Raw genomic sequence first — 26506 nt, 5'->3', positions numbered from 1 at the left:
ATGCTGAGTCTTCGATGACGGAACCGAGCGCTCCTCACGTGCTGCTTTCTCCCGCCCGCCTGGTCGGCGTACGCCGGCGGACCGGCGACTACGGTGACCGGACCATCACCGGAGCGTGCGCCATCGGGCTGGCGTACTGGGCGACCGGCCTCGGTCCCGACGGCCTGGACCTCACCCCGGGCACGCGGTTCACCGACGTACTCGGCTGGGTCGACAACGGCGGTGCCGGGAGCGCGGGTTGGGAGGTCGGCCCGGACGGCCGGAGCGTCACCGTCCCCGCCGGCGTCGTGCCGGCCGACGCGCAGCTCGCACTGGACGACCTGGCCGACTTCCCGGACCGGCCCATCGGCACCATCGGCCCGTCCGGCCCTGCGGCGAGGATCGCGGCTCTGGCCGAGTGGAACGACACCAGGGCCGACCGGGCCCGCCCGACCGTCATCGAGATGTTCCAGGAGCAGGCGCGCAGCAGGCCCGACGCCGTCGCGGTCATCGATGAGCGCCGCGTGCTGACGTATCGTCAAGTCAACGAGTACTCCAGTCAGTTGGCCCACCACCTGATCGAACGCGGACTCACCACTGAACAGGTCGTCGGTATCTCGCTGGGCCGCTCGGCCGAGATGGTCGTCGGGCTTCTCGCCGTACTGCGGGCGAAGGGCGCGTTCGTGCCGCTCGATCCGCAGTGGCCCGCCGCGCGCCGGGCGGTCGTCGTCGAGGACGCCCGCGCCGTGCTCCAGCTCAACGGCTCCGGCGAGCACGGTGCGGGTGAGCCGGACGCCGTGGCCGTCGACCTCGACGACTGGCGGTTCGGCGACCTCCCCGTCGAGGGGCCGGAGGCGACCGTCCACGGCACGGCCCTGGCATACGTGATCTTCACGTCCGGTTCGACCGGACGGCCCAAGGGCGCCATGATCCGGCACGAAGCGATCAGCGAGCGCCTGCTGTGGCAGGTCGACGAGATCCTGCGCTTCGGCCACGACGACGCCTCGCTGTTCAAGGCGCCGCTGTCCTTCGACATCTCCATCAACGAGATCTTCCTGCCGCTGGTCTCCGGCGGCAGGTTGGTGATCCTGCGGCCCGGTGGCGAACGCGACCCGCACCACCTGCTGAGCGTGATCGCCGAGCACCGGGTCACCTTCACCTATCTGGTGTCGTCGATGCTGGACATGCTGCTGGAGATCGCGGGCGACTCCGGCCGCCTGGACAGCCTGCGGCACGTGTGGTGCGGCGGCGAGGTGCTGACCCCCGAGCTGTACGAGCGGTTCCGCACCCGGCTCGACATCCCGCTGTACCACGGCTACGGCCCGGCCGAGACGACCATCGGTGTCTCCCACGTCATCTACCGGGGAGAGGCCGAACGCCTGTCGACATCGATCGGGAAGGCCAACCCCAACACCCAGCTGTACGTCCTGGACGACGAGCTGCGCCCGGTCCCGGTCGGGGTCGGCGGCGAGCTGTACGCGGGCGGTTTCCTCCTGGGGCGCGGCTACGTCAACGCGCCCGGCCTGACCGCGTCCCGGTTCGTGGCGAACCCCTTCGCCGACGACGGGTCCCGGCTGTACCGGACCGGTGACCTGGCCCGGTTCGCCCCGGACGGGTCGCTGGACTTCCTCGGCCGGGCCGACAACCAGATCAAGATCCGCGGCATGCGGCTGGAGACCGAGGACGTCGAGGCCGGCCTCGCGGAGCATCCCGGGGTACGGCACAGCTGCGTCGTCGCGAAGAAGAACGCGGCGGGCGGCACCTACCTGGTGGGGTACGTGATCCCGGCCGCCGGCCACGAGGACCTGCGGGCGGACGACGTCAGGGCGTGGGCCGCCGGGCACATGGTGGAGTACATGGTGCCCGCCCACCTCGTCGTCATGAAGGAGTTCCCGCTCACCGCGAACGGCAAGCTCGACCGGGGCGCCCTGCCGGAGCCCGTGATCGGCACCGGCTCCGCCGTGGCGCCCGCCACCGAGAACGAACGGGTGGTGTGCGCGGCCGTCGCGGCGGTGCTGCGGCTGGAGCGGGTCGGCGTCGACCAGGATTTCTTCCGGCTCGGCGGCGACAGCATCCTGGCGATCTCCCTGCTCGGCGCGTTGCGGGACGCCGGCCTCTACGTCACCGCGCGGCAGATCTTCACCCACAGCGTTCTCGGGGCACTGGCAGCGGTGGCGAGCCGTGAGGACGTGACCGCCGCGGACCACGGCGATGTCGCGACCGGTTCCGTAGTGGGATCGCCCATCGTGCAGTGGCTCGGCCGGACCACCGACGCCATCGACGGCTTCGTGCAGTCCGTCGTGCTCAACACACCGGCAGAGCTGCCCGCCGAAGCGCTCGACGAGATCCTCGCCGCGGTGCTGGAGCGGCACGACATGCTCCGTGCCAGGCTGGTGCGGGGCGAGCGGTGGAGCTTCGACATCCCCGAGGCCGGACGGGCCGCCGTGGGGTGGCAGGAGAGCGACCGCCCGCTTCAGGAGTGCGTCGCGCTCGCCACCGAGGGGCTCGACCCGGACCGCGGTGTGATGCTGCGCGCCGTGTGGCGCCGCGAGGCGCGCCAACTCGTCCTGGTCGCCCACCACGTCGTGATCGACGGGGTGTCCTGGCGGATCCTGATGGACGACCTGGCCACGGCATGGCGGCAGTACGCCTCCGGGACCCCGGTCCGACTCCCGCCCGTGGGAACGTCGTTCAGGCGCTGGACCCAGCTGCTGGAACGTACGCCCTTCGAGGCGGACCGCGCCCACTACGAGCGGCCGCTGCCGGGAACGGACGCACCGCTCGGCAGGCGCGCGCCGACCGAGGCCGACACCGTCGCCCGGGAGCGGACGCGTACCTTCGGCATCGGACCGAAGGAGACGGCCGCGCTGCTGGGCGCCGTCCCCGCGAGGTTCCACGCGGGCGTCAACGACGTACTGCTGACCGCGCTCGCCGTCACCCTCGCCCGGTGGCGCCGCGACCGCGGCCAGGACCAGACCTTCGCCCACATCGAACTGGAGGGACACGGCCGCGAGGGAGGCTCCGTGGCGGAGGCCGCCGGCTTCGAACCGGAACTGTCGCGGACCGTGGGCTGGTTCACCACGCTGTTCCCGGTGACCGTGGACCCCGGCACGGCAGACGATCTCACCGCGCCCGCGTACCTGGCCGCCGCCCTCAAGGCGGTCAAGGAGGACCTCGCCCGGGTGCCCGGCAACGGCGTCCCCTACGGCGCACTGCGCCACCTCACCGAATCCGGGCTGACCACGCCCGCACCCCAGGTGCTCCTCAACTACCTGGGCCGATTCGACGCGGGGGCCGGTGGCGACTGGCAACTCGCGGGAACCACGGGACAGTTGGGCGAAAAGCGTGACCCGAGGATGCGCCTGCCGCGCGCCCTGGAGTTCAACGCGATCGCGGAACCCGACGCGAGTGGCGAGTACCGGCTGGTCACCATCGTCTCCTGGCCCGAGGGGATGTTCACCGACGAGGACATCACCACCATCGGCCGGTACTTCCGATCCGCCCTGGCCGCCCTGGCCGCGCTGGAAGAGGGCGGCCACACCCCCAGCGACTTCCCCCTGGTGAGGCTCACCCAGGCCGACATCGACGACCTGGACAGCCCGGCGCTGGTCGACATCCTGCCGCTGACGCCGCTGCAGGAGGGCCTGTACTTCCACTCGGTCTTCGACGACGAGGCGAGCGGCAGCTACGTCGAACAGCAGCTGCTGACCCTGGACGGCGACGTGGACGCCGGCCGGCTCGCGGCCGCGGCCACCCGGCTGCTCGCGCTGTACCCCAACCTGGCGGCCCGGTTCACCGCCCTCGCGGACGGCCGGGTCGTCTCCGTACTCGAAAGCGGCACGGCGGCGCCCTTCACCACGCTGGACCGCCCCCACCTCACCGACGAGGAGATCCGCGAGTACGCCGAACGGGACCGCCGCGCCGGATTCGACCTGGCCACCGGGCCGTTGATGCGGTACACGCTCATCCGGGCCGGCTCCGGGCGCGACATCCTGGTGCAGACCGTGCACCACATCATCGCCGACGGCTGGTCCGTGCCGCCGATGCTCCGCACGCTGCTGGCCGAGTACCACCGTCCGGGGACCGTGTACCCGCCCGGCGGCCACCGCGACTACGTGAGCTGGCTCGCCGGACGCGACCAGGGCGAGAGCGAGAGGGTGTGGCGCGGCGAACTCGCCGGTCTGCCCGGCCCGTCGCTGGTCGCCGAAGGACACATCCCCTCCGACCGGTTCGCCGACATCGCCGTCGAGCCCGCCGGCGACCTGGACGCCGACGTCCGGTCGGCCGGGGTACCCCTGGGCGTGGCCGTGCACGGCGCGTGGGCGGTGACGCTGGGCGGCATCCTGCACCGCGACGACGTGGTGTTCGGATCCACCGTCTCGGGCCGTGACGCCGAGGTGCCCGGCATCGAGGACATGGTGGGCCTGTTCATCAACACGATCCCCGTGCGCGCCCGGTGGTCCGAAGACACCACGGCACGCGAGCTGCTCGCCGCGGTGAAGGAGCACCGAAGCACGGTGCTGGCGCACCAGCATGTCTCGCTGGCCGGGATCGGCCGCCGGGCGGGCACCGGCTCCCTGTTCGACACACTGGTGGTCTTCGACGTCGCGACCGATCTCGGCGCGCTGCGCGGGCACGACGACACCCTGGCCATCACCGGAATCGTCAACGAGGGCGCCCCGCACTACCCGTTGACGCTGGTGGTGGAGCGCACCCCCGACGGCCGGCCGCGCTTCAACCTGATCCACGACAAGGAGCTGCTGCGCGAGGCCGGCGCCGAGGCGATCCTGCGCACCTTCACCGAGACCCTCACCGGCCTGCTGGAGCACCCGGACGCCCTCGTCGGCGAACCGGCCCCGCCCGCCGCCCGCCGCCCGGCGCCGGTCTCCCCGGCGACCCTGGGCGAGCTGTTCGACGCCGCCGCGCACCGCGACCCGGCAGCCACCGCCGTCACCCAGTGCGCTCTCGACGGTGCCACCCGGTCCCTGACCTACGGCGAACTCGCCGAGGCCAAGGACGAGTTGGCATCGGTCCTGCGTGCCGCCGGGGTCGGGCCCGGCAAACGGGTCGCCGTCGCCGTGCCGCGCTCCGTGGAGCAGGTCGTCGCCCTGGTCGCGGTCGTCACCGCGGGCGGCGCGTACGTTCCGCTGGACCTGGCGTACCCGGACGAGCGGCTGGCGTACATCCTCGCCGACGCGGCCCCGCAGGTCGTGCTCGTGGACCGGGACCAGCGGGACCGCTTCACCCGGCTGCTGGTCCGGGCCGGCGTGGAGGCCCGCGTCCTCGTCCAGGGGGACGAGCTGCCGCGCGACACCACCGACCCCGGCGTCGGCCGGCACGACCCCGCGTACGTGATCTACACCTCCGGCTCGACCGGACGGCCCAAGGGCGTCGTCGTCCCGCACTCCGCCGTGGTGACGCTCCTTGCCGGCACCGCCCCCGACATGGGCTTCGGCCCGCACGACGTATGGGTCCAGTTCCACTCCTTCTCCTTCGACTTCGCGGTCTGGGAGCTGTGGGGCGCCCTGGCACACGGCGCCGAGCTGCTCGTGCCGGATTACGCGCTGACCCGCTCCCCGGCCGACTTCCACCGGCTGGTCCTCGATCGCGGGGTGACCGTGCTCAACCAGACCCCGTCGGCGTTCCACCGGTTCATCGAGGCCGACCGGCACGCCGGCGGACCGGTCAGCGCGCTGCGCCGGATCGTCTTCGGGGGCGAGGCGCTGGACCTCGGGCGGCTGCGCGGCTGGGTCGAGCGGCACGGCACCCGGGCGCCCGAACTGGTCAACATGTACGGGATCAGCGAGACCACCGTCCATGTCACCCACCGGGTGCTGACCGACGAGGACTTCGGCCACGGTGGCGACGTCAGCCCGATCGGCGGTCCGATCCCCGGCCTGGCCGTCCATCTGCTCGACGACCGGCTGCGGCCGGTGCCGCCGGGCCGGGTGGGGTCCATCTACGTCGCCGGGGACCAGGTGTCGCTCGGCTACCTCGGCCGGCCGGGGCTCACCGCGGGCCGGTTCGTGGCGAACCCGTTCGCGTCCGACGGCTCCCGCATGTACCACACGGGCGACCTCGCCCTCCGCACGCTCGACGGGGAGCTGGAGTTCACCGGCCGCGCCGACGACCAGGTGCAGCTCAAGGGCTTCCGGATCGAGCTCGGCGAGGTGGAGTCCGCGGTCCGGGAGCTCGACGGTGTCGTCGATGCGGCCGTCACCGTGGCGGACAGCGGTGACCACCTCGTCGCACACGTCGTGGGCCGGGTGCCCGCCGACCTCACCGGCCTGCTGGCCACCAGGCTGCCCGTGCACATGGTGCCGGGCCGGGTACTGCCCGTCGACGCCCTGCCGCTGACGGTCAACGGCAAGCTGGACCGCAAGGCCCTGGCCGAGCGCGCCGCCGAGGCGCAGGCGGCTGCGGCCGCACCGGACAGCACCCCGGTGGCCGCGGGCGATTCCGCGCTCGCCGCGCTGGTCGGCATCTTCGCCGGGGCGCTGCCCGGCGTCGCCGTCGACGCCGACACCGACTTCTTCGGCGCCGGGGGCGACAGCATCGTCGCCATCACCGTGATCAACCGGGCCAGGGCGCTCGGCCTGCCGATCGCACCCCGGGACGTGTTCCTGCTGAAGACCCCGCGCGCGCTCGCCGGCCACCTGGGCACGCGCCCCCCGCAGTCGGTGGCGTCCGTGCCGTCCCGCCGCGAGGACGGCCCGCTGCCGGCCACCCCGATCATCCTGCGCCGTCGCGAACTGGGCGGGTCGCTCGCCCGGTTCGCCCAGGCCAGGGCCGTGGCGGTGGCCCAGGGCATCACCCTCGCCGACGTCCGGCGCGCCGCGAACGCCGTCGTCGTCGCGCACCCGGCGCTCCGGCTGCGGCTGAGCACCGAGCAGGGCGTCTGGGCACTGCGCACCGAAGCCGCCCGCGAGGTCACCGTCGTACCGTCGGACGCCGCCGGCGCGACCGCCGCGGCGGACGAGGCCGCCGGCCGGCTCGACCCCGAGGCCGGGGAGATCATCGCGTTCTCCTGGCTGGCGGCGAGCCGGACCCTGGTCGTCACCGTGCACCACCTCGCCGTCGACGCGGTGTCCTGGCTGATCCTCCTCGACGACCTGACCGCCGCGATGGGCGGCACACCCCCGGCACCGCCGACCACGTCGTACGCCGAGTACGCCGAGGCGCTGGCGGTGCGCTCGGCCCGGGAGACCGACGGCCTCGGACACTGGATCACCACGCTCCGGGCGCCCGCGCTGCTGCCCTTGGTCCGGGACCTGCGCGGGACCACCGTCGTACTCGACCCCGGGACGAGCGACCGGGTGACCCGCACCGCCCCCGCCGCACTCGGCGTGGGCCTCACCGAGCTGCTCTGCGGCGCACTGCGCGCCGCGCTGACCCGTGTACAGCCCACACCCACCGATCTCGCGGTCGACCTTGAGCGGCACGGCCGGGTCCCGGCCCTGGAACACCATGACTACACCCGTACCGTCGGCTGGTTCACCGCCGTCGCACCGGTGCGGCTCACCGCGCACACCGACCCCGTCGCGGCGGCGCACGAGGTCGCCGCACGCCAGCCGGACGAGTCCGGGCACGTCGCCTACGGCCGGCTCAGGTACCTCAACCCGCAGACGGCCCCGCTGCTGACCGCCCGCCCGCAGGTGCTGTTCAACTACCTCGGCCGGGGCGGCGAGTCCCGGGCCCTGCGCCTCACCGGCGGCGACCGGAACAGCCCGTACGCAGTCGAGGTCAACGCCTGGACCGACGACACCACCGGAAGCCTGCACGCGGAGTTCACCCTCGCCGAGGGAATGCCCGACGAGATCGCCGGGTACTGGCGCGGCGCACTGGAGCACATCGCGGACGTCTCCGCGACGGCCGAGCGCACGGCACCGGTCACCCCGCTCCAGCGGGGGCTGTTCTTCCAGGCCCAGATGGCGGGCGCGGCCGGACACTACGTCGCGCAGAGCTGGTTCGCCTTCGACCGGCGCCTGGACGCCGACGCGCTGGCCGAGGCGATGGCGTACGTGATCGCACGGCACCCGGTCGTGGGCGCCGGCTTCACCACCGACGAGCACGGAGACCCGGTCCAGGTCCTCAGGGCGGGCCGGCGGGTCGACGTCCGTACCGTCGCCGCGACGAGCGACGCGGAGGCCGAGGAACTGCGCACCCGGGACCGCGAGTCGGGCTTCGACCCGGGCGAGCCGCCGCTGATCCGGCTGACCGTGGTGCGGCTGCCCGACGGCCGGGACGGCCTGCTGCTCAGCTACCACCTGCTGCTCTGGGACGGCTGGTCCCGCGAGATCGTGCTGCGGGACCTGTTCGAGGCGTACGAGGCCGTCCTGGCGGGCGAACCGCCGGTCGCGGCCCCGGCGGTGCCGAGCTTCGAGGAGTATGCCCGGACGCTCGACGCCAGGGACCCCGAGGTGTCGAACCGCTTCTGGGCGGAGCACCTGGCGGGCCTGCCCGGTCCGACGCTGCTCGCCGGACCGGCTCCGGACCTCTCCGACGAGCTGCCGCGCGCCCTCACCCGGACGATCTCCGCCGAACTATCCGACCTGCTGCGGGAAGCGGCCAGGGCGCACGGCGTCACGCTGAACACGGTGCTGACCGGCGCGTTCGGCCTCCTGCTCGGCGCCCACACCGGTCGCGGTGACGCGGTGTTCGGCGTGACCGTCTCGGGCCGGGAGGGCGAGGGCCACGACGGCATCGTCGGAGTGCTGCTCAACACGGTGCCCATGTGGACACGGGCCCGGCCCGACGACACGGTCGGCACGTACCTGTCGGCCGTGCAGGCGGCCCGGGTGGAGGCGATGGACCACGAGCACCTGGGGCTCGGCGAGATCCAGCGGGCGGCCGGCCACGACGCCCTGTTCGACAACCTGTTCGTGCTCCAGAACTTCCTGGACCTGGACGCGTTCGCCGAGATGAACGCCCGGCACGGCATCACCTCGGTGCGGGCCGAGGACTCCACGCACTACCCGTTCACCTGGGTGGTCACACCCGGCGAACTGCTCACGGTCAAGCTGGAGCACCGCGACGGCGACCCCGAGGGCGCCCGCCGTCTCCTCGACGACTACCTCCGCGTACTGGAGGACCTCGCCCGGTCGACCGGGCGGGTGGGCGCGCTGCCGGGGCTCGCCCCGGCCCCCGGGCCCGCCCGGCGCACCGGCATCGGCACGGACACCGTCGTCGACCGCTTCGACCGGGCGGCGGACCGTGACCCCGGACGGGTGGCGCTCGTCGCCCGTGGATCGGCCATGACCTTCGCCGAACTCCGGGACCGCAGCCGGGCGTTGGCGGGCGTGCTCGCCGGGCGCGGCATCGGCCCCGAGACGAACGTGGGCCTCGCGATCCCGCGCTCCCTCGACTCGATCGTGGCGCTGTTCGCCGTGCTGCGGGTCGGCGCCGCCTACGTACCGCTGGAACTGGACCACCCGGACGAGCGGATCGCGGCGATCGTCGCGGACGCCCGGCCCGAGGTGATCCTCACCGTGAGCGCGGTGTCGCCCCGGCTGAGCGGCGACCTGATCGAGCTGGACCGCCCCCTGCCCGCGGCCGCCCCGTACGTGACGTTCGCGCCGGACGACCCGGACCGTCTGCGGCACCCCGCGTACACGATCTACACCTCCGGCTCGACCGGGAAGCCCAAGGGCGTGGTGACCGAGTACGCCGGGCTCACAAACATGCTGATCAACCACCAGCGGCGGATCTTCGAACCGGTCCTCGCCGACCACGGCCACCGGGTCTTCCGCATCGCGCACACCGTGTCGTTCGCGTTCGACATGTCGTGGGAGGAACTGCTGTGGCTCGCAGACGGCCACGAGGTCCACATCTGCGACGAGGAACTGCGCCGCGACGCCCCCCGGCTGGTCGAGTACTGCGGTGAGCACGCCATCGACGTCATCAACGTGACCCCGACCTACGCCCAGCAGCTGGTGACCGAGGGCCTCCTCGACGACCCGGCACGGCGGCCGGCACTGGTGCTGCTGGGCGGCGAGGCCGTCACCCCGACACTGTGGCAGCGGCTCGCCGGAACCGAGGGGACGGTTGGCTACAACCTGTACGGTCCCACCGAGTACACCATCAACACCCTCGGCGTCGGCACCTTCGAATGCCAGGACCCGGTGGTGGGCGTGGCGATCGACAACACCGAGGTGTACGTACTGGACCAGTGGCTGCGACCGCTGCCGGACGGTACTCCCGGCGAGCTGTACGTGTCGGGTATCGGCATCGCCCGCGGCTACCTCGGGCAGGGCGCCCAGACCGCCCACCGCTTCGTCGCCTGCCCGTTCGGCGCACCCGGCGAACGGATGTACCGCACCGGGGACCTGGTGAACCGCCGGCCCGACGGGAACCTGGCGTACCTGGGCCGCACCGACCAGCAGGTCAAGATCCGCGGGCACCGCGTCGAACTCGGCGAGGTCGAGGCGGTGTTCGCGGCGCACCCGGCGGTGCGCCTCGCCGCCGCGGTGGCCCAGCCCGACCCGCAGGTGGACGGCGCGTACCGGCTGGCCGCCTATCTCGTACTGGACGGCGCCGATCTGGCGCAGGTCGCCGGTGAAGTGGGCGCCGGGCTGCCGGACTTCCTGCGCCCGACGCACTACGCCCGGGTCGACGGCATCCCGCTGACCGTGAACGGGAAGGCCGACACCAAGGCGCTGCCGGAGGCGAAGCCCCTCGGCGCGCTGACCACGGCGGGCGAACGCGGCCCGGAGACCGGAACCGAGACCGTGGTGTGCGAGTACTTCGCCGAGGCACTTGACCTGGACGACGACGAGGTGAGCGCGGTGAGCGACTTCGTGTCCCTCGGCGGGCACTCCATGCTGGCGGTGCGGCTGACCGGGCTGCTCCGCCGCGAGTACGGTCCTGTGATCACGATCCGTGATCTGTTCACCCTGCGAACCCCGGAAGCGATTGCCCGACATCTCGATGAAAACTCCTGACACGCAGCGCCCCCGGCCGGGGGCGGAGATCCTGCGCACCGCGCTGCGCCGCAACGTCGGCGCCATGGTCCGGGGCACCGTCCTCATGGGCCTGTACCAGGCGGGGGAGACGGCCTTCCCCATCGCACTCGGCCTGATCGTCGAGCACACGATGCAGGACCGCAGCGCGGGCGTGCTCGGCCTCTCGATCGGCGCGCTGGCCGTGATCATCACGACGGTCTCGCTGTCGTGGCGGTTCGGGATGCGTGTCCTGCAGAAGGCCAACACGACCGAGGCGCACCGCTGGCGGGTGCGGGTGGCCGCCTGCGGGCTCCAGCCGGTGGCCAGGGACATCGGCCTGAAGTCCGGCGAGGTGCTGACCATCGCCACCGAGGACGCCGACCAGACCGCCGACATCATCGAGGTGGTGCCGCTGCTGATCAGCTCTCTGGTCGCGGTGGTGGTCGCGGCGGTCGCGCTGGGGCTGGCCGACATCCGGCTCGGGCTGCTGGTGATCGTGGGGACCGTCGCGATCCTGTCGGTCCTCGCCGTGATGTCCAAGCGGATCGGCGCCAGTACCCGCGAACAGCAGGCCCGGGTGGCGCGGGCGGGCGCGAAGGTCGCCGACCTGATCACCGGCCTGCGGCCGCTGCACGGCTTCGGCGGCAACCACGCGGCGTTCGGCTCCTACCGGAAGGTCAGCACGGACGCGAGGCGCCAGGCGATCACCGTCGCCCGGGTGAACGGCACGTACGCGGGCACCGCACTGGCCCTCAACGCGGTGCTCGCCGCCGCCGTGTCCCTGACGGCGGGCTGGCTGGCCTTCGCCGGGCGGATCACCATCGGGGAACTCGTCATGGCCGTGGGCCTCGCGCAGTTCATCATCGAGCCGCTCAAGATGTTCTCGGAGATGCCCAAGTACGTGATGATGGCGCGCGCTTCGGCCGAGCGGATGGCGCTGGTGCTCTCCGCGCCGCCGGTGACGACTTTGGGGCCGCGGCGCCCGGCGGCGGACGGCGGCCTGGCGGTCGACGGCGTCCGGTACGGGACCCTGCGCGGGCTGAAGTTCGAGGTGGCCGCCGGGGAGTTCGTGGCCATCGCCGCCTACCGGCCGCGCGCGGCGGCCGATCTCGCGTCCGTCCTCGCGGTGAACGTCGCGCCCGGCGCGTACGGGGGAGTGGTGCGGGTCGGCGGGCTGGCGCTGGCGGACCTTTCGGTCGAGACGGTCCGCGAACACATGCTGGTGAACCCCTACGACGGGGAGATCTTCGCGGGCACGCTCCGTACGAACATCGACCCGGCGGGAACGAGCCGGACGATCGCCGAGGCCGTCGAGGCGTCCATGCTGACCGATGTCGTCGCCCTCCACCGCGAGGGGCTCGACCACGCGGTCCGCGACCGCGGGACGAACCTCTCCGGGGGACAGCGGCAACGGCTCTCCCTGGCCCGCGCCCTGGCCGCCGATGCCGACGTACTGGTCCTGCACAACCCGACGACGGCCGTCGACGCGGTCACCGAACAGCTCGTCGCCCGCAACGTCGCGAAGCTGCGCCGAGGCCGCACCACGGTCGTGATCACCAGCAGCCCGGCCCTCCTGGACGCCGCCGACCGGGTGCTCGTCCTGGACGACGGCGTCATCACCGCCGAGGACACCCACCGCAACCTCCTGGCCGGCGACGAGAACTACTGCCTGGCGGTGGCCCGTTGAGTAGCGGGTGCCGGGGACGTGCCTCGGGCACCTCCCCGGCACCCGCTCAGCCCAGAGCCCAGGCGACGTCCCTGAGCAGGGCGTGGCGCCAGCCCGCCCGGTCGTGATCCGAAGCCGACCTCGACACCCGTACCGTCGCGCCGGCCTGTTCGGTCAGCGCCTCGGTCAGCTCGCAGTGCGGCAGCATCCGCGTCTCGTGCTCCCCGACGTCGAACGCGCAGCGCAGACCGGACAGGTCGGGGCCGAGCCGCAGCCGCGCGGCGACGGCGCCGCCGGCCGGCCCGCCCAACGGGTCCGGCCGGTCCCCGGCGCCCGGTGCCCACCAGAAGGACGGCGACTGGCAGGCGACCCGCGAGACCAGGTCCGGGAACTCCAGCGCCGCGTACAGCGCGCTCAGTCCGCCCAGGCTCTGCCCGGCGACCACCAGCCGGCCGGGGTCGGCGGGCTCGCCGGACTCCGCGACCAGCGGCAGCAGTTCGTCCCGGACCGCCTCCCACAGCTCGGGCCTGCACCCGAACTCGGCCTGCCGGTCCTTGGCCGGAAGGAAGACCAGGGTGACGGGCGGCATGTCGCCGCAGGCGACGGCCGAGTCGAACGCGGTCATCGCCGGGTGCAGATACAGCCAGTCGTCCCCGTCGAGCAGCAGGACCACCGGCCCGCCGCCCCCCACCGGGTGAACGCGCACGGTGCGCCGCCCGCCGAGCCGCTCGCTCGCCCAGCGGAGCCGGGTGCGGGGGAGCGGAGTCACGTCGTCGGCGCCGACGACGGGCCAGTGCGGCTGGGCCGGGGCGTCCGGGGTCGCGGCGATGGACCGGTCGCCGCCGGCGCCTGCCGGGTTGAACGGATCGGCACAAGCGGCGCCGCTCACGATGAACCGGTAGGTCACCCGCAGCCGCGCGGGCATGCGCACTTCGGCGTACCAGCAGTCGGTGGCGGCCCACCGGTGCAGGGGGATCGGCTGGGACCAGCTCTCGAAGTCGATGAGGGCCTCGGACCCGCGCCGGAGGAACAGCGTCCGCCAGCCGCCGTCGTCGGAGGGAACCGATACGGGCGTCCGCACCGCCGCCCAGAACTCGTCGCTGCCGGGCCGGCCGGGCAGCGCGAACCCGGCGAAGGCGTGCTCTCCGTCGGCTGTGCGGCCGGAGCGGGGCTCGGTCATGACCGGCCGGCGACGCGGCCGCCGGTGATCCGGAGCAGCGTGCCCGGGGCCGTGTCGGTGCCGTCCTCGGTGCGGACCCGTGCGATCACCAGGTGCATCGGCATCTCCTTGTGAGAGGGAGGGAAGAGAGGTTAGGCTCAGCTCGTATTAGGTGAGCCTAACCTAATGTTTTCGCTCCCTTCGTTTCGTCCTGCCGATCCGACACGCACTCACGACGCCGCCGTCACCGGCCCGTCGGCCCCGAGGAGGCCCCGCCCCATGAGCACCAACCCTTTCGACGACCCCGAGGGTCGCTTCCTGGTCCTGGTGAACGACGAGGGACAGCACTCGCTCTGGCCGTCCTTCGCCGAGGTTCCCGGCGGATGGGCGATCGCTTTCGACGAGAACAGTCGCGAGGCCTGCCTGGAGTTCATCGAGGCCAACTGGACCGACCTGCGCCCCCGGTCCCTCGCGGAGGCCGCCAACTGACCCCGCACGGTGAACCGCCCGCCTTCGCCCGCGGGAAGAACTCGTCGATGTTTCCGCCCCGTCGCGTCGGAGTGGCACGGCGACGAGCCGTTCTCCGATCGTGAACCGAGTGAGGAAAGTCTTGATCACGGCCACGCCGCGCCCGGTTCCGCTGCCGCCCGCGCTCCCCGTACAGACGCACTCTGTGCGCCCCGCCCGCCGCCGGGACGCTGCCGCGATCGCCGAACTGTCCCGGCCCTTCGTGCACATGGGGGAACTCCGGGAGCGGCCTGTCTCCCTCTACGCCGCCCACGCGGCCGACTTCCTCGTGGCGCAGGCCCCCGGATGCCCCGTCGACGGCGCCGTCGGCCTGCGGGTGCACCCGGCGGGCCCCGGGGAGAGGAGTGGCCCCGTCGGCGTTCTGTACAACTTCTGTGTGGCGGGGCACCGGCAGGGGTGCGGAGTGGGGACCGGGCTCCTGCGCGCCGCGCTGGCCACGGCGCGCGCCCGTTCGCTCGACGCCCTGTTCACGGCGACGACCGGCGGCGGTGACCTGTTCCTCAGGTACGGCTTCGCGCCCACGGACACGCGTCCGGCGCCCCCGTCCTGGGTGGAGTCCCTGGACCCCCGGCGCAACGCGCGGATCCTCGCGAAGATCCTCTGACCGCTTGTCACGCGTGCGCTCCGAGTGCGGCCCCGGACCGGTGTCCGGGGCCGCACTCGGGTCTTTCGCTCGGATCACGCCGGGGTCAGAGGGTGCCGCTGTCGCGCTCCGGGTCGTCGCAGGGAACCACGGTGGTGCCGGGGCCGGACCCGCCGAGGACGCCGTGGAGCACGGCGTGCGGCACGCGGCCGTCCAGCACCTGCGCCTTGCCCACGCCACCGCGGACGGCCCGCAGGCAGCCCTCCATCTTCGGCAGCATCCCCCCGGCCAGCCCCGGCAGCAGGCCGTCCAGTGCGTCGGCGGTCAACTGCCCGATCACCTCGGTGCTGTGCGGCCAGTCCGCGTACAGCCCCGCCACATCGGTGAGCATCACCAGCCGCTCGGCATCGAGCGCCACGGCCAGGGCGGACGCCGCGAGGTCGGCGTTGACGTTGTAGACCTGGCCGTCCTCGCCGCGTGCCACGGGGGAGATCACCGGGATGTGCCCCTGCTCCAGGAGCGTGCCCACCATGTCCGGGTTGACGTCCACGATGTCGCCGACGAGGCCGATGTCCACCGCCCGGCCGTCCACCCAGGCCGGCCGCCGCACCGCCGTCATGGTGTGCGCGTCCTCGCCCGTCATGCCCACGGCGAAGGGCCCATGGGTGTTGATGTGGCTCACCAGCTCCCGTTGGACGCGGCCGCTCAGCACCATGCGCACCACCTCCATGGTCTCCGGAGTGGTCACCCGCAGGCCCGCCTCGAAGCGGGTCTCCAGGCCGAGGCGGTCGAGCATCGAGCTGATCTGCGGCCCGCCGCCGTGTACGACGACCGGACGCAGCCCCGTGTGCCACAGCTCCACGACGTCCCGGGCGAACGTCCGTTGCAGCTCCGCGTCCACCATCGCGTTGCCGCCGAACTTGACGACGACCGTGCCGCCCCGCGGTTCCTCCGGCCGGCGAAGCGGCCTGGCGGACGGACGCGCGTTCGCGCGCTCCGTGACGACCGGTCCCATCTCTGCCCCCACGCTGGTCGTTCGTCCGAATCACCGAAATGCCAATTAGCTTAGCCTAACCTAAATAGATATCGGGGCTGTTGGTTCGCCCCGGTCACTCCCAGTCCCTTCATGGCGTCAGAAGCTGTCCCATCGCGATCGCGGCGGCCACCACGCCGCCGGCCGTCACCGCCGAGGCGGCGAACAGCGGGATCCTCGCGGTCCAGAGGCGCAGCAGCGAGGAGCGGGAGACCCGGTTCAGCAGTGCGTCACGGCCGCGCAGCACGATCAGGCCGACGCCCGTCAGGGTGAGGGCCATGCCCGCACCGAAGGCGGCCACCATCGCGAGGGCGGAGCCGGCCTTGCCCGTGAGCAGCCCGGTGAGCAGGACCAGGAAGGCGGACGGTGAGGGCAACAGGCCGCCGGACGCGCCGAGCAGGACCAGACCTCGCCGGGTGAGCAGCGCCGGGGCGTCGGGGATGTGGTGGCTGTGCCCGTGGCCAGGCCCGCCCGCGTCGTGGTGGTCGGGCGAACGGTCGTGCCCGTGCCCGTGCCCGTGTTCGTGGCTGTGGCTGTGGCTGTGGGAGTGATGTACGTGATGGTGTCCGCGCTGACGCAGATGCCGCCGCAGCAGGCTCACCCCCACCCCCGCCACCACCAGTGCGCCGGCCAGTTGCAGCCATCCCGTCAGCGCCTTCATGTCGGGCGCGTTCTTCGCCGCCAGCCACCAGCCGATCGCGAGGACGGCGACCGAGAGCGTGTGCATCACGGCGACGATGCCCCCGAGCCACACCGCGTCCCGCGGTCTGCCCCGGCCGCCCACCAGGTAGCCGGCGGCCAGTGACTTGCCGTGCCCGGGAGCACAGGCGTGCAGCGCGCCCACGGCCGCCGCCACGAGCAGCGCTGTCGGAAGGGCCACCCCGCGGTCGAGCAGTGAGCTGAGATCGCTGGTCCAACTCCCGTCGGCAGAAGCCGGGTCGGCGCGTGCGGCGGACTTCAGCGCGAGCGTGCGGGTGGGTTCCTTCGCCGTGTGCAGTCCGCCGCCGCCCAGATCGGTCACCGAGAGCGTCCGGTAGGCGGGATCGATGTCCGTCAGCGCGGTGACCGTCAGAGTGATCCGGTCCACCGGGTGCGGGCAGGCGAAATGGAGGGTCATGCCGTCCACCCGGTCCGCCCGGCAGGGGCTGCCGTCCTGGCGTACGACGATGTGTGCGCGCAGATAGCCCGTCACATCGCCGCCGGAGTTCTTCCGCAGGACGGCGATGTCGTCCTGCTGCGCGGACCAGGTCGCGTCCACGGCGGAGGCGCCCGCCGCCTCGACCCTGACCACGGGGGGTGTACCGAAGGGGTGCGCCTGGGCCGTCCCCGCGCTGCCGAACAGCAGCGCGGGGACGGCGGCCAGCAGGAGCAGCACCCCGGTGCGGAGTGATCGCACGGTGGTGCTTCCTCTCAGTTCCGGCGCGCGGCCAGCGCGTGGACCGTGCCGTCGTCCGTGAGGGCGAAGACCCGGTCACCGCTGACGGAGAGGGCCGACGCGACGCCCGCGCCGAGGTTGTACGCGGCGAGCTGCCGGCCGGTGGCACGGTCCAGGACGAGAAGCCGCCCGTCCCACGTCCCCACGTACACCAGCTCCGCGGTCACCAGCGGATGCATGGTCGGCGAACCGTCACCGGCCGAACACCCCATGGCGACCCGCCATTTGTCGTCCAGCGGACTCTCCCCGGGCAGATACCCGGACTTCGTCTCCCACACCGGCTTCGAGGGGTCGGCCGCGCTCGTGTCGTAGGCGCGTACGACACCGTCCCGTCCCGCCACGTAGGCGATGTCGCCCCGGACGGCCGGGCTGGTCAGCGGGGCGCGGCCCGGCTCGCAGGTGCTGCCGCCGCCCAGCTTGGACTCCCAGGTCACCGCACCCGTCGCCGGGTCGTGCCCGCGGACACCGGATGCGGTGAACGTGACCAGCTTCGCCGGGCCCGACGCGGGATCGGTGAGCACCGGCGACGAGTGGCTGTCGATGTCGCCCGCGGTGTCCTTCGCCCACAGCTGCTTGCAGCTCTTCAGGTCCATGGCGATGACCGTGTTGCTGGACGAGGAGTGCAGATAGGCGGTGTCGGAGCCGGGCTCGCGCACCGCGGTGCTGTGCGACTGGCCCCAGGAGGCGGCGGCGCCGAAGCCGCCGGGCAACGGAGCGCCGGTCTTCGCGTCACGGCAGCGGACGGTGTTCCAGTCCTGGTGGACGGCGACCGAGCGGTCCTGTCCGGTGAGGGCGAAGACGCTGACCGGTCCGCCCGCGCGGCCGTAGCGGCGCACCGTGTCGCCGTGCCGCTCCTCACGGTCGATCGACTCCCAGGCGACATGGCCGTCCCGGACGTCCAGTGCGTAGATCCGTCCGACACCGGTCGTCAGATACACCCGTCCCCCGTGGAGCGTGGGCGCCGATTCGGCGTCGCCGTCCAGGTAGGTGCGCCAGATCTCCCGCCCGGACCCGATGTCGTAGGCGAGCATCATGCTGTACGGCGAGTCGAACGCGCGGGACGAGACGATCATTTTGCCGTCCGCGACCACCGAGCCGTTCAGGTTGAACTGCTCGCCGGTGTGCCGGGCCCACTCCAGGTCGAGCTCGGGGCCCGGCTCGTCGGCGGACGAGGACCGCCCGGCCTCGTCGCCGCCCTGCCGAAGCCAGTTCTGCCCCGTCCTCGGCTCGGAGAGCTCGGACTGCCGTACGACGTCGAAACTGCTCCCGAGCGCGGGAAGCGCGGGGAACGCCTTGCCCCGGGTGTCGTACACGGTCGTCCTGGCGGTGTACGTGCCGGGCCGCAGCCCGTGCAGTGTGCCGCTCGCCCGGGTCCACGCCCCGCGCGCGTCGGGGCACGGCTCGGGGCTGCCGCCCGGCGGGGTGTAGCAGTTCTCGATGCCCGGCCCGCCGGTGTCCCGGCCGAAGCGCAGGGCGGTCCGCTTCACCACGTGCCCGCGGCTGTCCCGTACGGTCACCGAGGCTCCGGCCGGGGTGCGGCCGTCGTCCTCGGCGTACACCTCGACGGGGACTCCGGCGGTCGCGCCGTGCACGCTGTGCGGTGCGGGGCTGACCAGCGCGCTGTCGTCGTCGATGTCGAACTGCCGGTGCACACCGGTGACATGGCCGGTGTCCTCGTTGCGGCGAGTGCGCGGATCGTCCGTGATTCCGCTGAAGTCCAGCACCTTGTAATCGGGACGGGTGCCGTCGATTCCGTAGGTGCCCTGGTTGTTGATCTCCACGGACCGCTCGAAGGCACCGCGGCGGAACTCGGCCTGCTGGTTGTGGCCCGCGGCGACCATCCGGACGTCGTACCCGGCCAGCTCGTCGATCGTCGGCTGCATGCCCGCGCCAGGGCCCCACTGGGTGAACAGCGAGCGATGCGCGAAGACGAGCACCTGCTTGCCGACCGCGTGCCGGGCCAGGTCCCTGCGCAGCCACTCCAGCTGCGGCTTCAGCCCGCTCGCGTCGTAGTTGTCCTCCAGGACGACGATGTGGCGGCCGTTGCGGTCGAAGCTGTACCACTCGGGGGCGATGTTGCGGCGGTAGTACTCCATACTGCCGGCGTAGCCCTGTGAGGTGGCCGTGCCGCCGACGTCGTGGTTGCCCATGACCGGGTAGAAGGGGTGGCCGAGCCGCCCCTCCTCCAGGCCCTCGCTGAAGAGGTCGTATGCTGCCTGGCGGCGCGGCTCGTCCGCGTAGTCCGTGACGGTGAGGTCGCCGGTCGCGATCTGCATCGTGGCACCGTCGACCTCGGACATCGCCTGGACCTGACCCGTCCACTGGGGCAGTGCCGTGCGCGCCTGGGCGTCGCTGACGTTGCTGACCTCGGGGTCGGAGTTCATGACCCAGGTCTCGGTCGGATCGGCGGCGTGGCGGTCGGGTACGAGCGCGAAGTCGACGCCCTTGCCGCCGGTCTCGGGGACCTTGTGGAAGAACTGGGGGATGTAGTCCTTGCGGAGAGCGGGCGTATAGCCGTCGGGTGAGACGATGCTGACGATGTCGGTCTCGCGGCGCGCCGGATCGATGGCGAGGGAGTACGAGCCGTCCGCGCCGGTCGTGGTCCACACGGCGCCGTCGGTGACATCGACGCCGGACATGGCACGCTCCCCTCTGTCCCGCCTTCCGTTGCCGTTGGCGTCCTTGAAGACGGTGCCCTCGACGGTGACGGTGGCCGGTGCCGTGTCGTCGGCGAGAGCCGCCTGCGGAGCGAGGCAGGACAGGGCGGCGGCGCCCACGGTGGCGAGCTGGAACCGACGGCGTGTCCGCGACGACCGCAGCAGGGCGGGCAGTCGCAGCGCGGCGAGTACGAGCACGAGGCCGGCCGCCGTGAGTGCGACGGTGAGCCACGGGAAGCGGGGCAGGGCGTGCGCGCCCCCGGCGTCGACGAGCGGTGTGGCCGCGGAGGCGTCGACCGCCGTGCCGTCGAACTCGACGACGACCTGGGTCAGTCCGCCCTTGTCGATGAGCGGGCTCAGATCGAGGGCGTCGACGTGGCAGCTCCACGCCAGCTCGATCACGACCCCGCCGGGCACCCCGCCGTTGTCACCGGGGACGCCGGAGCCGGTGGCCGGGCAGCCGGCCGGAAGCAGCCCGGTCGCCCAGGCTCCGGCCCGCTCCGGGGACACGAGGTCGTGGTGGACGATGAGACGGCCGCTGGTGACGTTGTCCCCGGTGGCGACGACGAGTTCTGCGTGCTGGCGCGAGACATGCGCCAGTGCGGGCTGGGCGCCGACCCCCAGCACAAGGAACAGCAGCGCCAGACAGAGCCCGGCCGCTGTGTGTATACGTTTCATAGAAGCGGAAGCTAGCCAGTGTTCGCCGGTTTTCGATCAAGATCGAACAGCTTTCATCGACCCTTCCACGAGAATTCAGCTCCGGGCCCCGGCCGTCGAACCGGACCGGTCCGGTTCGGGTCGGTTCAGTCCTCGGACCCCTGGTGCCGGAGGACGATCTCGCGCTTGAGGATCTTGCCCGTGGCGCCCTTGGGGAGCCCGTCGGTGAACGTGATGATCCGGGGGTACTTGTAGGCGGCCACGCGCTGTCTGACGTAGTCCCGCAACTGATCGGCCGTGGCCCGTTCACCGTCCCGGAGCATCACCACGGCGGCCACCTCCTCCCCGTGCGTCCGGTGGGGCACGCCGACCACCGCCGCCTCGGCGACGGCAGGGTGCCCGTACAGCACCTCCTCGATCTCGCGCGGGTAGACGTTGTATCCGCCACGGATGATGAGGTCCTTCTTCCGGTCGACGATGAAGTAGTAGCCGTCTTCGTCGGCCCGGGCGAGATCGCCGCTGTGGAACCACCCGTCCCGGACGGCTTCCGCGGTCGCTCCGGGGCGGTTCCAGTAGCCCTTCATGATGTTCTCGCCGCGGATCGCGATCTCACCGACCTCGCCCGGGCCGACCGTGGTGCCGTCGTCCGCGACGAGCCTCAGTTCCACCCCGCGGATGGGCAGCCCGATCGAGCCGGCCTTGCGTGGCCGGTCCGGCGGGCTGAACGCGGCGACCGGAGAGGTCTCCGAGAGTCCATAGCCCTCCAGCACGGTGGCGCCGAATTCCCGCTCGAATCCGTGGAGCACTTCGACCGGCAGGGAGGCGCCGCCGGAAACGGCCAGGCGCAGCCGTGAGAGGTCATGGCCGTCGGGGATCCCGGCCTGGAGCAGGGCCGTGTACATCGTGGGGACGCCCAGGAAGACGGTGGCCCCGTCCCGGTGCATGACCTCCAGCGCCTTCGCCGGATCGAATCGCGGCAGCAGGGTCAGGGCGGCGCCCGCGGCGACGGCCGTGTTGAGGGCACAGGTCTGCCCGAAGGCGTGGAACAGTGGCAGGCCGCCGAACAGTACGTCGTCCGGCCCGACGCGGATCAGCGTCTCGACCGTGGTGAGCGCGTTGGTCAGCAGATTGCGGTGGGTCAGTCCGGCGCCCTTCGGGATCCCCGTCGTTCCCGAGGTGTAGAGGATCACAGCGGGGTCGTCCGCGGCCCGGTCGACGATGCCGGGCATCGGATCGGTGGCCCGCATCAGGAGGTCGAACGCCGTCGGGTCCGTGACCAGGCATTCGGCCCCGGCCGAAGCGGCGGCCGTCGCGGCCTCGTCGGCGAACAGCGGGGACGCCACCACGATGCGGGATCCGGAGTCCCGGAGGGTGAACTCGATTTCACGGGCTTTCAGCAGCGGGTTCATCGGAACCACAACGGCGCCCGCGCGGAGGATGCCGTAGTACGCGACGGGGAACCAGGGGACGTTGGGCATGACCAACGCCACGCGATCGCCCGGCCGAATGCCCCTGTCCCGCAACAGGTTGGCGAACCGGCCGCTCACGTCGTCGAGTTGGGCATAAGTGAGGGCGATCCCGTCCTGGCGGACGGCGATGCGACCGCCATCGGCCGAGGCGGATTCCACCAGGAGTGAGGCGAGGTTGTTCATTCGGCTTCCCCTTCGATCTGAGCTGGTGACGTCACCGATGGCCGCGGGAGCCGCGGCGGCCCGCCGGGTACTGCGTCGCGATCACGTCAACGAGCCGTTCTCCAATTCATCGGTGAGTCCGGCCAGTTCACCGGCCAGGGCCGGCAACGGAAAGTCGTCGGCGGTCACCTTCAGGAGCGGAAGGCCGCGCTCACGTACCGACCGCGGCGCCGTATCGAGTTCGCCGGTCGCGACGGCGACAGCCGCAGGACCCACTCGTTGGAGTTCAGCAGATCCGGACCCTGCCACGCGGCCGGCCCTTCGCAGGCCCGGTGCAGCACGTTGTCCACGTTCGCCATGGCGGCCTCACTCGGGTCGTCCATCCGTCCGGCCAGAACCCTTCTCCTTTCTGTGCGGAAGAATCCTGTGAATCCCAATCAGGTAATTCCGTCGAGAGCTGTTCATATGCATAGGATTCCCTGTCGATTTTCCAGAGGGCTGGTCAACGGTCGGAGTGTTTGCCATGGTGTTCTCCGCTGGATTTCCGATCGGCCGGGACGCCGAATCCGGGAGGCGGCCTCCATCGCGGTGGTGCAACGCTAGGTCACGGCCTGGCGCATCGCTTTACTTGACGTGACATCGTACTTACCATTTCGGGACAGAGCCTTGGAGTGCGCCCTTGAAGCCACTGGTCCGCAATGCGGCGCTGAACAGCTACGTCGAGGTCAGCCGGTCCCTCGGCATCGATCCGCAGGCGCTGATGAAGAGCGTGGGGCTGGACCCCGTGGGCCTCGCGGTCCAGGACAGATGGATCTCCGGCGTGGCAGTGGCTCAGCTGCTCGAACTCTCGGCGGCGGCCTCGCACCGTGAGGACTTCGGACTGCTCCTCGCCGAGCGCCGCCGCTTCGCCAACCTCGGGCCCATCAGCCTGGTCATCCGGGAGGAACCCGATGTCCGCAGCGCACTCGGGCTGCTCATGCGCCATGACTACATGTACAACGAGATGCTCCGTAGCCGAGTCTCCGAGGCGAACGGCCTGGCCACCCTCAAGGTGGGGCTGGAGCTGGGTGAGGCAATGGAGGCCCGGCAGGCCAAGGAACTGGCCGTGGGCGCCTTCCATGGAGTCCTCCGCACTTTCCTCGGCGCCCGGTGGCAGCCGGTCTCCGTATGTTTCACGCACGGCGCTCCCAAGGATCTCAGTACCCACCGACGTATATTCGGCCGGGCCGTGGAATTCGATCGGGAATTCACCGGAATTGTTTTCTATGCGGGCGACCTGGACACTCCCAATGCGATGTCGGACCCGCTGCTCCGGAACTACGCGCGGCAGTATTTCGAGTCCATCGCGGTCTCACGGGACACGACCGTGCCGGACCGTGTACGCGAGCTGATAGAAGTCCTGCTGCCGAGCGGGCGCTGTTCGATCGAGCAGGTCGCATCCAGCCTCGGCGTCGACCGGAGAACCGTCCACCGCCACCTGGCGGGTTCGGGCGAGACGTTCTCCTCCCTCCTCAACGCGACGCGTACCGAGCTCGCGGAGCAGCTCGTGGCGAACCCGCGCCGCTCGCTGACGGAGATCTCCGGGCTGCTGGGATTCTCCGGACCGAGCGGCTTCTCGCGCTGGTTCCGTGAGCAGTTCGGCAGCAGCCCGAGGGAGTGGCGCATCGGGCGGGCCAGGCAGCAGCACTCCGGCGAGGAGTGAACACCGGCGCTCGGGAGCCGGACATCGGAGCGGCCCGCCGCCCCGTCCTGCCCCGCCCGGGCCGGGGCGAGGCCGGCGGGTCAAGTCCTGTCCCCAAGTGGTAAGTCGGCTGTCACCCAGAGGAAAGCGCGGCAGGTAACCCGCCCTTAACGTTGCATTACCGCAGGGGATACCGACGGCCCCCGCAAGGACGAGCAGGAACCCTGCTCCCGGCTGTGAGCCCCCTTCCGGACTCGCTGATCGAATCCGAGCCGCCCCAGCGGGCCCGGCAACCCCGTCCGCGATCTCACCCCGCCCCTCGCCACGCCTTTCGGGTCTCGCGTCGCGGGCTGTGATGCGCGCGGCGAGTGAAGCCCCGTCCGACAAAGGAGATGGACCGTGCACTTCCTCGACGATTCCCTCTATCCGGAGAACCAGGAGAAGCTGGTGATCCAGGCGGCCCCCTACGGGCCGGAGTGGCTGCCCGGTGACGCCGACGACCTCCCGCTCACCATGGATGAGCATGTGCAGGCGGCGGTCGACTGCTACAACGCCGGCGCCACGGCACTCCACATCCATGTGCGCGAGCTGGACGGCCATGGCTCCAAGCGCATGTCCATGTTCAACGAGCTGATGGCCCGGCTGCGCGAAGCCGTGCCGGACATGATCCTCCAGGTCGGCGGGTCGATCTCCTTCGCCCCCGAGGACGAGGGCGCCGACGCCAAGTGGCTGAGCTACGACACCCGCCACCTGCTGGCGGAGATCAACCCCAGCCCGGACCAGGTGACGATCGCGATCAACACCAACCAGATGAACATCGTCGAGCTCTTCGACGACGAGGACATCGAGGGCACCTCGATGGCCAAGCCAGCGTACTACAAGGCCTACCGGGACATGGTGGTCGAGGCAGGACCGGACTTCTACCTGGAGCACCTGGAGCGCCTGCGCGCCTACGGCGTCCAGCCGCACTTCCAACTCGCCAACATGGCACAGCTGGAGACCGTGGAGCGGCTGATCCGCAAGGGCATCTACAGCGGGCCGCTGGTGCTCAACTACGTGGCCATCGGCGGCGGGTTCGCCGGCCGGCACCCGGCCGACCTGATCGAGTTCATCCGACGCGTCCCGGACGGCGCCGTGCTCAGCATCGAGGCGTCCATGCGCGCGGTGGCGCCGATGAACGCGATCGGCATCGCCCTGGGCACGCACGTCCGGGTGGGCAACGAGGACAACCTCTGGCGCCGCAAGGGCGAGCGGATGTCCTCCGTGAAGCAGGTCGAGCAGATGGTCCGGATCGCCGACGCGCTCGGCCGGGAAATCGCCACCGGGCAGGAAGCGAAGCAGATCTACCGGCTCGGCGAGTGGTACTCGGACACCGACGAGACCCTGGCCCGGCTCGGCATGGTGCCCAACCGCCGCCCCGGCCGGCGCGGATCCATGCTGCGCGACGTCAAGAGCTGACCCACCCCCACCAGCGGCAGTCCCGGGGCCGACCCCGTAGCCGTCCCGGCCGATCCGGGCCGGGCCGCGACCGCCGTACCCACACACGAGCGAACGGAGCAACCCGTGGCACACGCCATTCGCTTCCATGAGACCGGCGGCCCCGAAGTCATGCGGTGGGAGGAGGTCACCGTAGGCGACCCCGGCCCGGGCGAAGTACGGATCCGGCACGTCGCCGTCGGACTCAACTTCGCCGACACCTATTTCCGGTCCGGCCTGTACCCGGCTCCGCTGCCCGCCGGGCTCGGCGTCGAGGCCGCCGGTGTGGTCGAGGCAGTGGGCGAGGGAGTGACACATGTCGCCGAGGGCGACAACGTCACCTACACCGGCAGCCCGCTGGGGGCCTACAGCACCGAGCGGGTCATGCCCGCGGGGTCGCTGATCAAGCTGCCGGACGGCATCAGCTGCGAGACCGCAGCCGCGATGACCATGCGCGGCCTCACCTCCGCCTACCTGCTGCGCCGGATCCATCCGCTGAAGCCCGGCGACACCGTGCTGCTCCACGCGGCGGCGGGGGGCGTCGGCCTGATCGTCTGCCAGTGGGCGAAACTGCTCGGAATCAACGTGATCGGCACGGTCTCCAGCGAGGAGAAGGCCGAGATCGCCCGCGCCAACGGCTGCGACCACATCATCCACTACCGTCGCGAGGACGTGGCCGAGCGGGTGCGGGAACTGACCGCCGGCGCCGGGGTTCCCGTCGTCCTCGACAGCATCGGCAAGGACACCGTCGCCGGATCCATGGCCTCGCTCCAGCGCCGCGGTCTGCTGGTGTGCTTCGGCACGGCCTCCGGTGTGCCGCCCCTCGACGCCATGCAACTCGCCGTCCACGGATCCCTGTTCGTGACCCGGCCCGCGCTGGCCGACTACATCGCGGAACCCGCGGAGCGGGACGCCCTGGCAGGCGAACTGTTCGGGCACGTCGCATCCGGACGGATCAGGATCCAGATCAATCAGCGCTACTCCCTCCAGGACGCGGTACAGGCACACCGCGATCTGGAAGCGGGACGGACCACGGGATCCTCCGTCTTCGTCCTCTGAACACTCCGTGCCAAGCACTTCG

General features: G+C 71.8%; 13 protein-coding genes. 7 read left to right on the top strand and 6 right to left on the bottom strand.

Annotated features, from left to right (window positions below; translation table 11 throughout):
* Window positions 1-14 precede the first annotated feature (14 nt).
* Both OHA19_RS08315 and OHA19_RS08310 read left to right on the top strand, forming a co-directional pair.
* Complete coding sequence (locus OHA19_RS08315) at window positions 15-10919, top strand: amino acid adenylation domain-containing protein (protein WP_405749798.1); 10905 nt, start codon at window positions 15-17, stop codon at window positions 10917-10919.
* The gene (locus OHA19_RS08310; protein ID WP_405749797.1) at window positions 10906-12606 is read left to right on the top strand and encodes an ABC transporter transmembrane domain-containing protein; all 1701 of its coding nucleotides are present in this window, start codon (window positions 10906-10908) and stop codon (window positions 12604-12606) included. Before OHA19_RS08315 ends, OHA19_RS08310 begins: the two co-directional genes overlap by 14 nt.
* Before the next feature lie 46 nt (window positions 12607-12652).
* Here OHA19_RS08310 and OHA19_RS08305 read toward each other — a convergent pair whose 3' ends face one another.
* Window positions 12653-13765, bottom strand: coding sequence for an alpha/beta hydrolase-fold protein (locus OHA19_RS08305; protein WP_405749795.1), 1113 nt, complete (start codon window positions 13763-13765; stop codon window positions 12653-12655).
* Window positions 13766-14023: 258 nt separating this feature from the next.
* Here OHA19_RS08305 and OHA19_RS08300 point away from each other — a divergent pair, with 258 nt between their 5' ends.
* On the top strand, window positions 14024-14233 hold the full coding sequence (locus OHA19_RS08300) for an MbtH family protein (protein WP_405718035.1): 210 nt from the start codon (window positions 14024-14026) through the stop codon (window positions 14231-14233).
* 121 nt (window positions 14234-14354) lie between these two features.
* On the top strand, window positions 14355-14876 hold the full coding sequence (locus tag OHA19_RS08295; RefSeq protein WP_405718038.1) for a GNAT family N-acetyltransferase: 522 nt from the start codon (window positions 14355-14357) through the stop codon (window positions 14874-14876).
* Between the two features lie 85 nt (window positions 14877-14961).
* Here the strand turns inward: OHA19_RS08295 and argB are convergent, their stop codons facing one another.
* The 5 genes from argB to OHA19_RS08270 form a co-directional block, all read right to left on the bottom strand.
* Window positions 14962-15870, bottom strand: coding sequence for an acetylglutamate kinase (gene argB / locus OHA19_RS08290; protein ID WP_405721976.1), 909 nt, complete (start codon window positions 15868-15870; stop codon window positions 14962-14964).
* Between the two features lie 109 nt (window positions 15871-15979).
* The gene (locus OHA19_RS08285) at window positions 15980-17284 is read right to left on the bottom strand and encodes a hypothetical protein (RefSeq protein WP_405749793.1); all 1305 of its coding nucleotides are present in this window, start codon (window positions 17282-17284) and stop codon (window positions 15980-15982) included.
* Window positions 17285-17298: 14 nt separating this feature from the next.
* Window positions 17299-20658, bottom strand: coding sequence for a PQQ-binding-like beta-propeller repeat protein (locus tag OHA19_RS08280; protein ID WP_405749792.1), 3360 nt, complete (start codon window positions 20656-20658; stop codon window positions 17299-17301).
* Window positions 20659-20783: 125 nt separating this feature from the next.
* Complete coding sequence (locus OHA19_RS08275; RefSeq protein ID WP_405718045.1) at window positions 20784-22289, bottom strand: long-chain-fatty-acid--CoA ligase; 1506 nt, start codon at window positions 22287-22289, stop codon at window positions 20784-20786.
* 81 nt (window positions 22290-22370) lie between these two features.
* Window positions 22371-22544 carry a hypothetical protein gene (locus OHA19_RS08270; protein WP_405718047.1) on the bottom strand — a complete coding sequence of 58 codons (174 nt, stop codon included), beginning with the start codon at window positions 22542-22544 and terminating at the stop codon, window positions 22371-22373.
* Between the two features lie 403 nt (window positions 22545-22947).
* Here OHA19_RS08270 and OHA19_RS08265 point away from each other — a divergent pair, with 403 nt between their 5' ends.
* The 3 genes from OHA19_RS08265 to OHA19_RS08255 all read left to right on the top strand — a co-directional run bounded on the left by OHA19_RS08265 (window position 22948) and on the right by OHA19_RS08255 (window position 26484).
* Window positions 22948-23970, top strand: a complete 1023-nt coding sequence (locus tag OHA19_RS08265; RefSeq protein WP_405718049.1) for an AraC family transcriptional regulator ligand-binding domain-containing protein — start codon at window positions 22948-22950, stop codon at window positions 23968-23970.
* A 378-nt stretch (window positions 23971-24348) separates the two neighbouring features.
* Window positions 24349-25407, top strand: coding sequence for a 3-keto-5-aminohexanoate cleavage protein (locus OHA19_RS08260; RefSeq protein WP_405749791.1), 1059 nt, complete (start codon window positions 24349-24351; stop codon window positions 25405-25407).
* A gap of 105 nt (window positions 25408-25512) precedes the next feature.
* Complete coding sequence (locus tag OHA19_RS08255; protein ID WP_405718053.1) at window positions 25513-26484, top strand: quinone oxidoreductase family protein; 972 nt, start codon at window positions 25513-25515, stop codon at window positions 26482-26484.
* The last annotated feature ends 22 nt before the right edge of the window (window positions 26485-26506 follow it).

Origin of the sequence: Streptomyces sp. NBC_00012 (assembly GCF_045040875.1) — a bacterium.
In the GTDB taxonomy this organism is placed as follows: Bacteria; Actinomycetota; Actinomycetes; order Streptomycetales; family Streptomycetaceae; genus Streptomyces.
This window is presented reverse-complemented; position numbering and strand designations above follow the sequence as displayed.

Coding starts and splice junctions, on each gene's coding strand:
- OHA19_RS08315 (WP_405749798.1), top strand. CDS start 15: ATGACGGAACCGAGCGCTCCTCACGTGCTGCTTTCTCCCGCCCGCCTG.
- OHA19_RS08310 (WP_405749797.1), top strand. CDS start 10,906: ATGAAAACTCCTGACACGCAGCGCCCCCGGCCGGGGGCGGAGATCCTG.
- OHA19_RS08305 (WP_405749795.1), bottom strand. CDS start 13,765: ATGACCGAGCCCCGCTCCGGCCGCACAGCCGACGGAGAGCACGCCTTC.
- OHA19_RS08300 (WP_405718035.1), top strand. CDS start 14,024: ATGAGCACCAACCCTTTCGACGACCCCGAGGGTCGCTTCCTGGTCCTG.
- argB (WP_405721976.1), bottom strand. CDS start 15,870: ATGGGACCGGTCGTCACGGAGCGCGCGAACGCGCGTCCGTCCGCCAGG.
- OHA19_RS08280 (WP_405749792.1), bottom strand. CDS start 20,658: ATGAAACGTATACACACAGCGGCCGGGCTCTGTCTGGCGCTGCTGTTC.
- OHA19_RS08275 (WP_405718045.1), bottom strand. CDS start 22,289: ATGAACAACCTCGCCTCACTCCTGGTGGAATCCGCCTCGGCCGATGGC.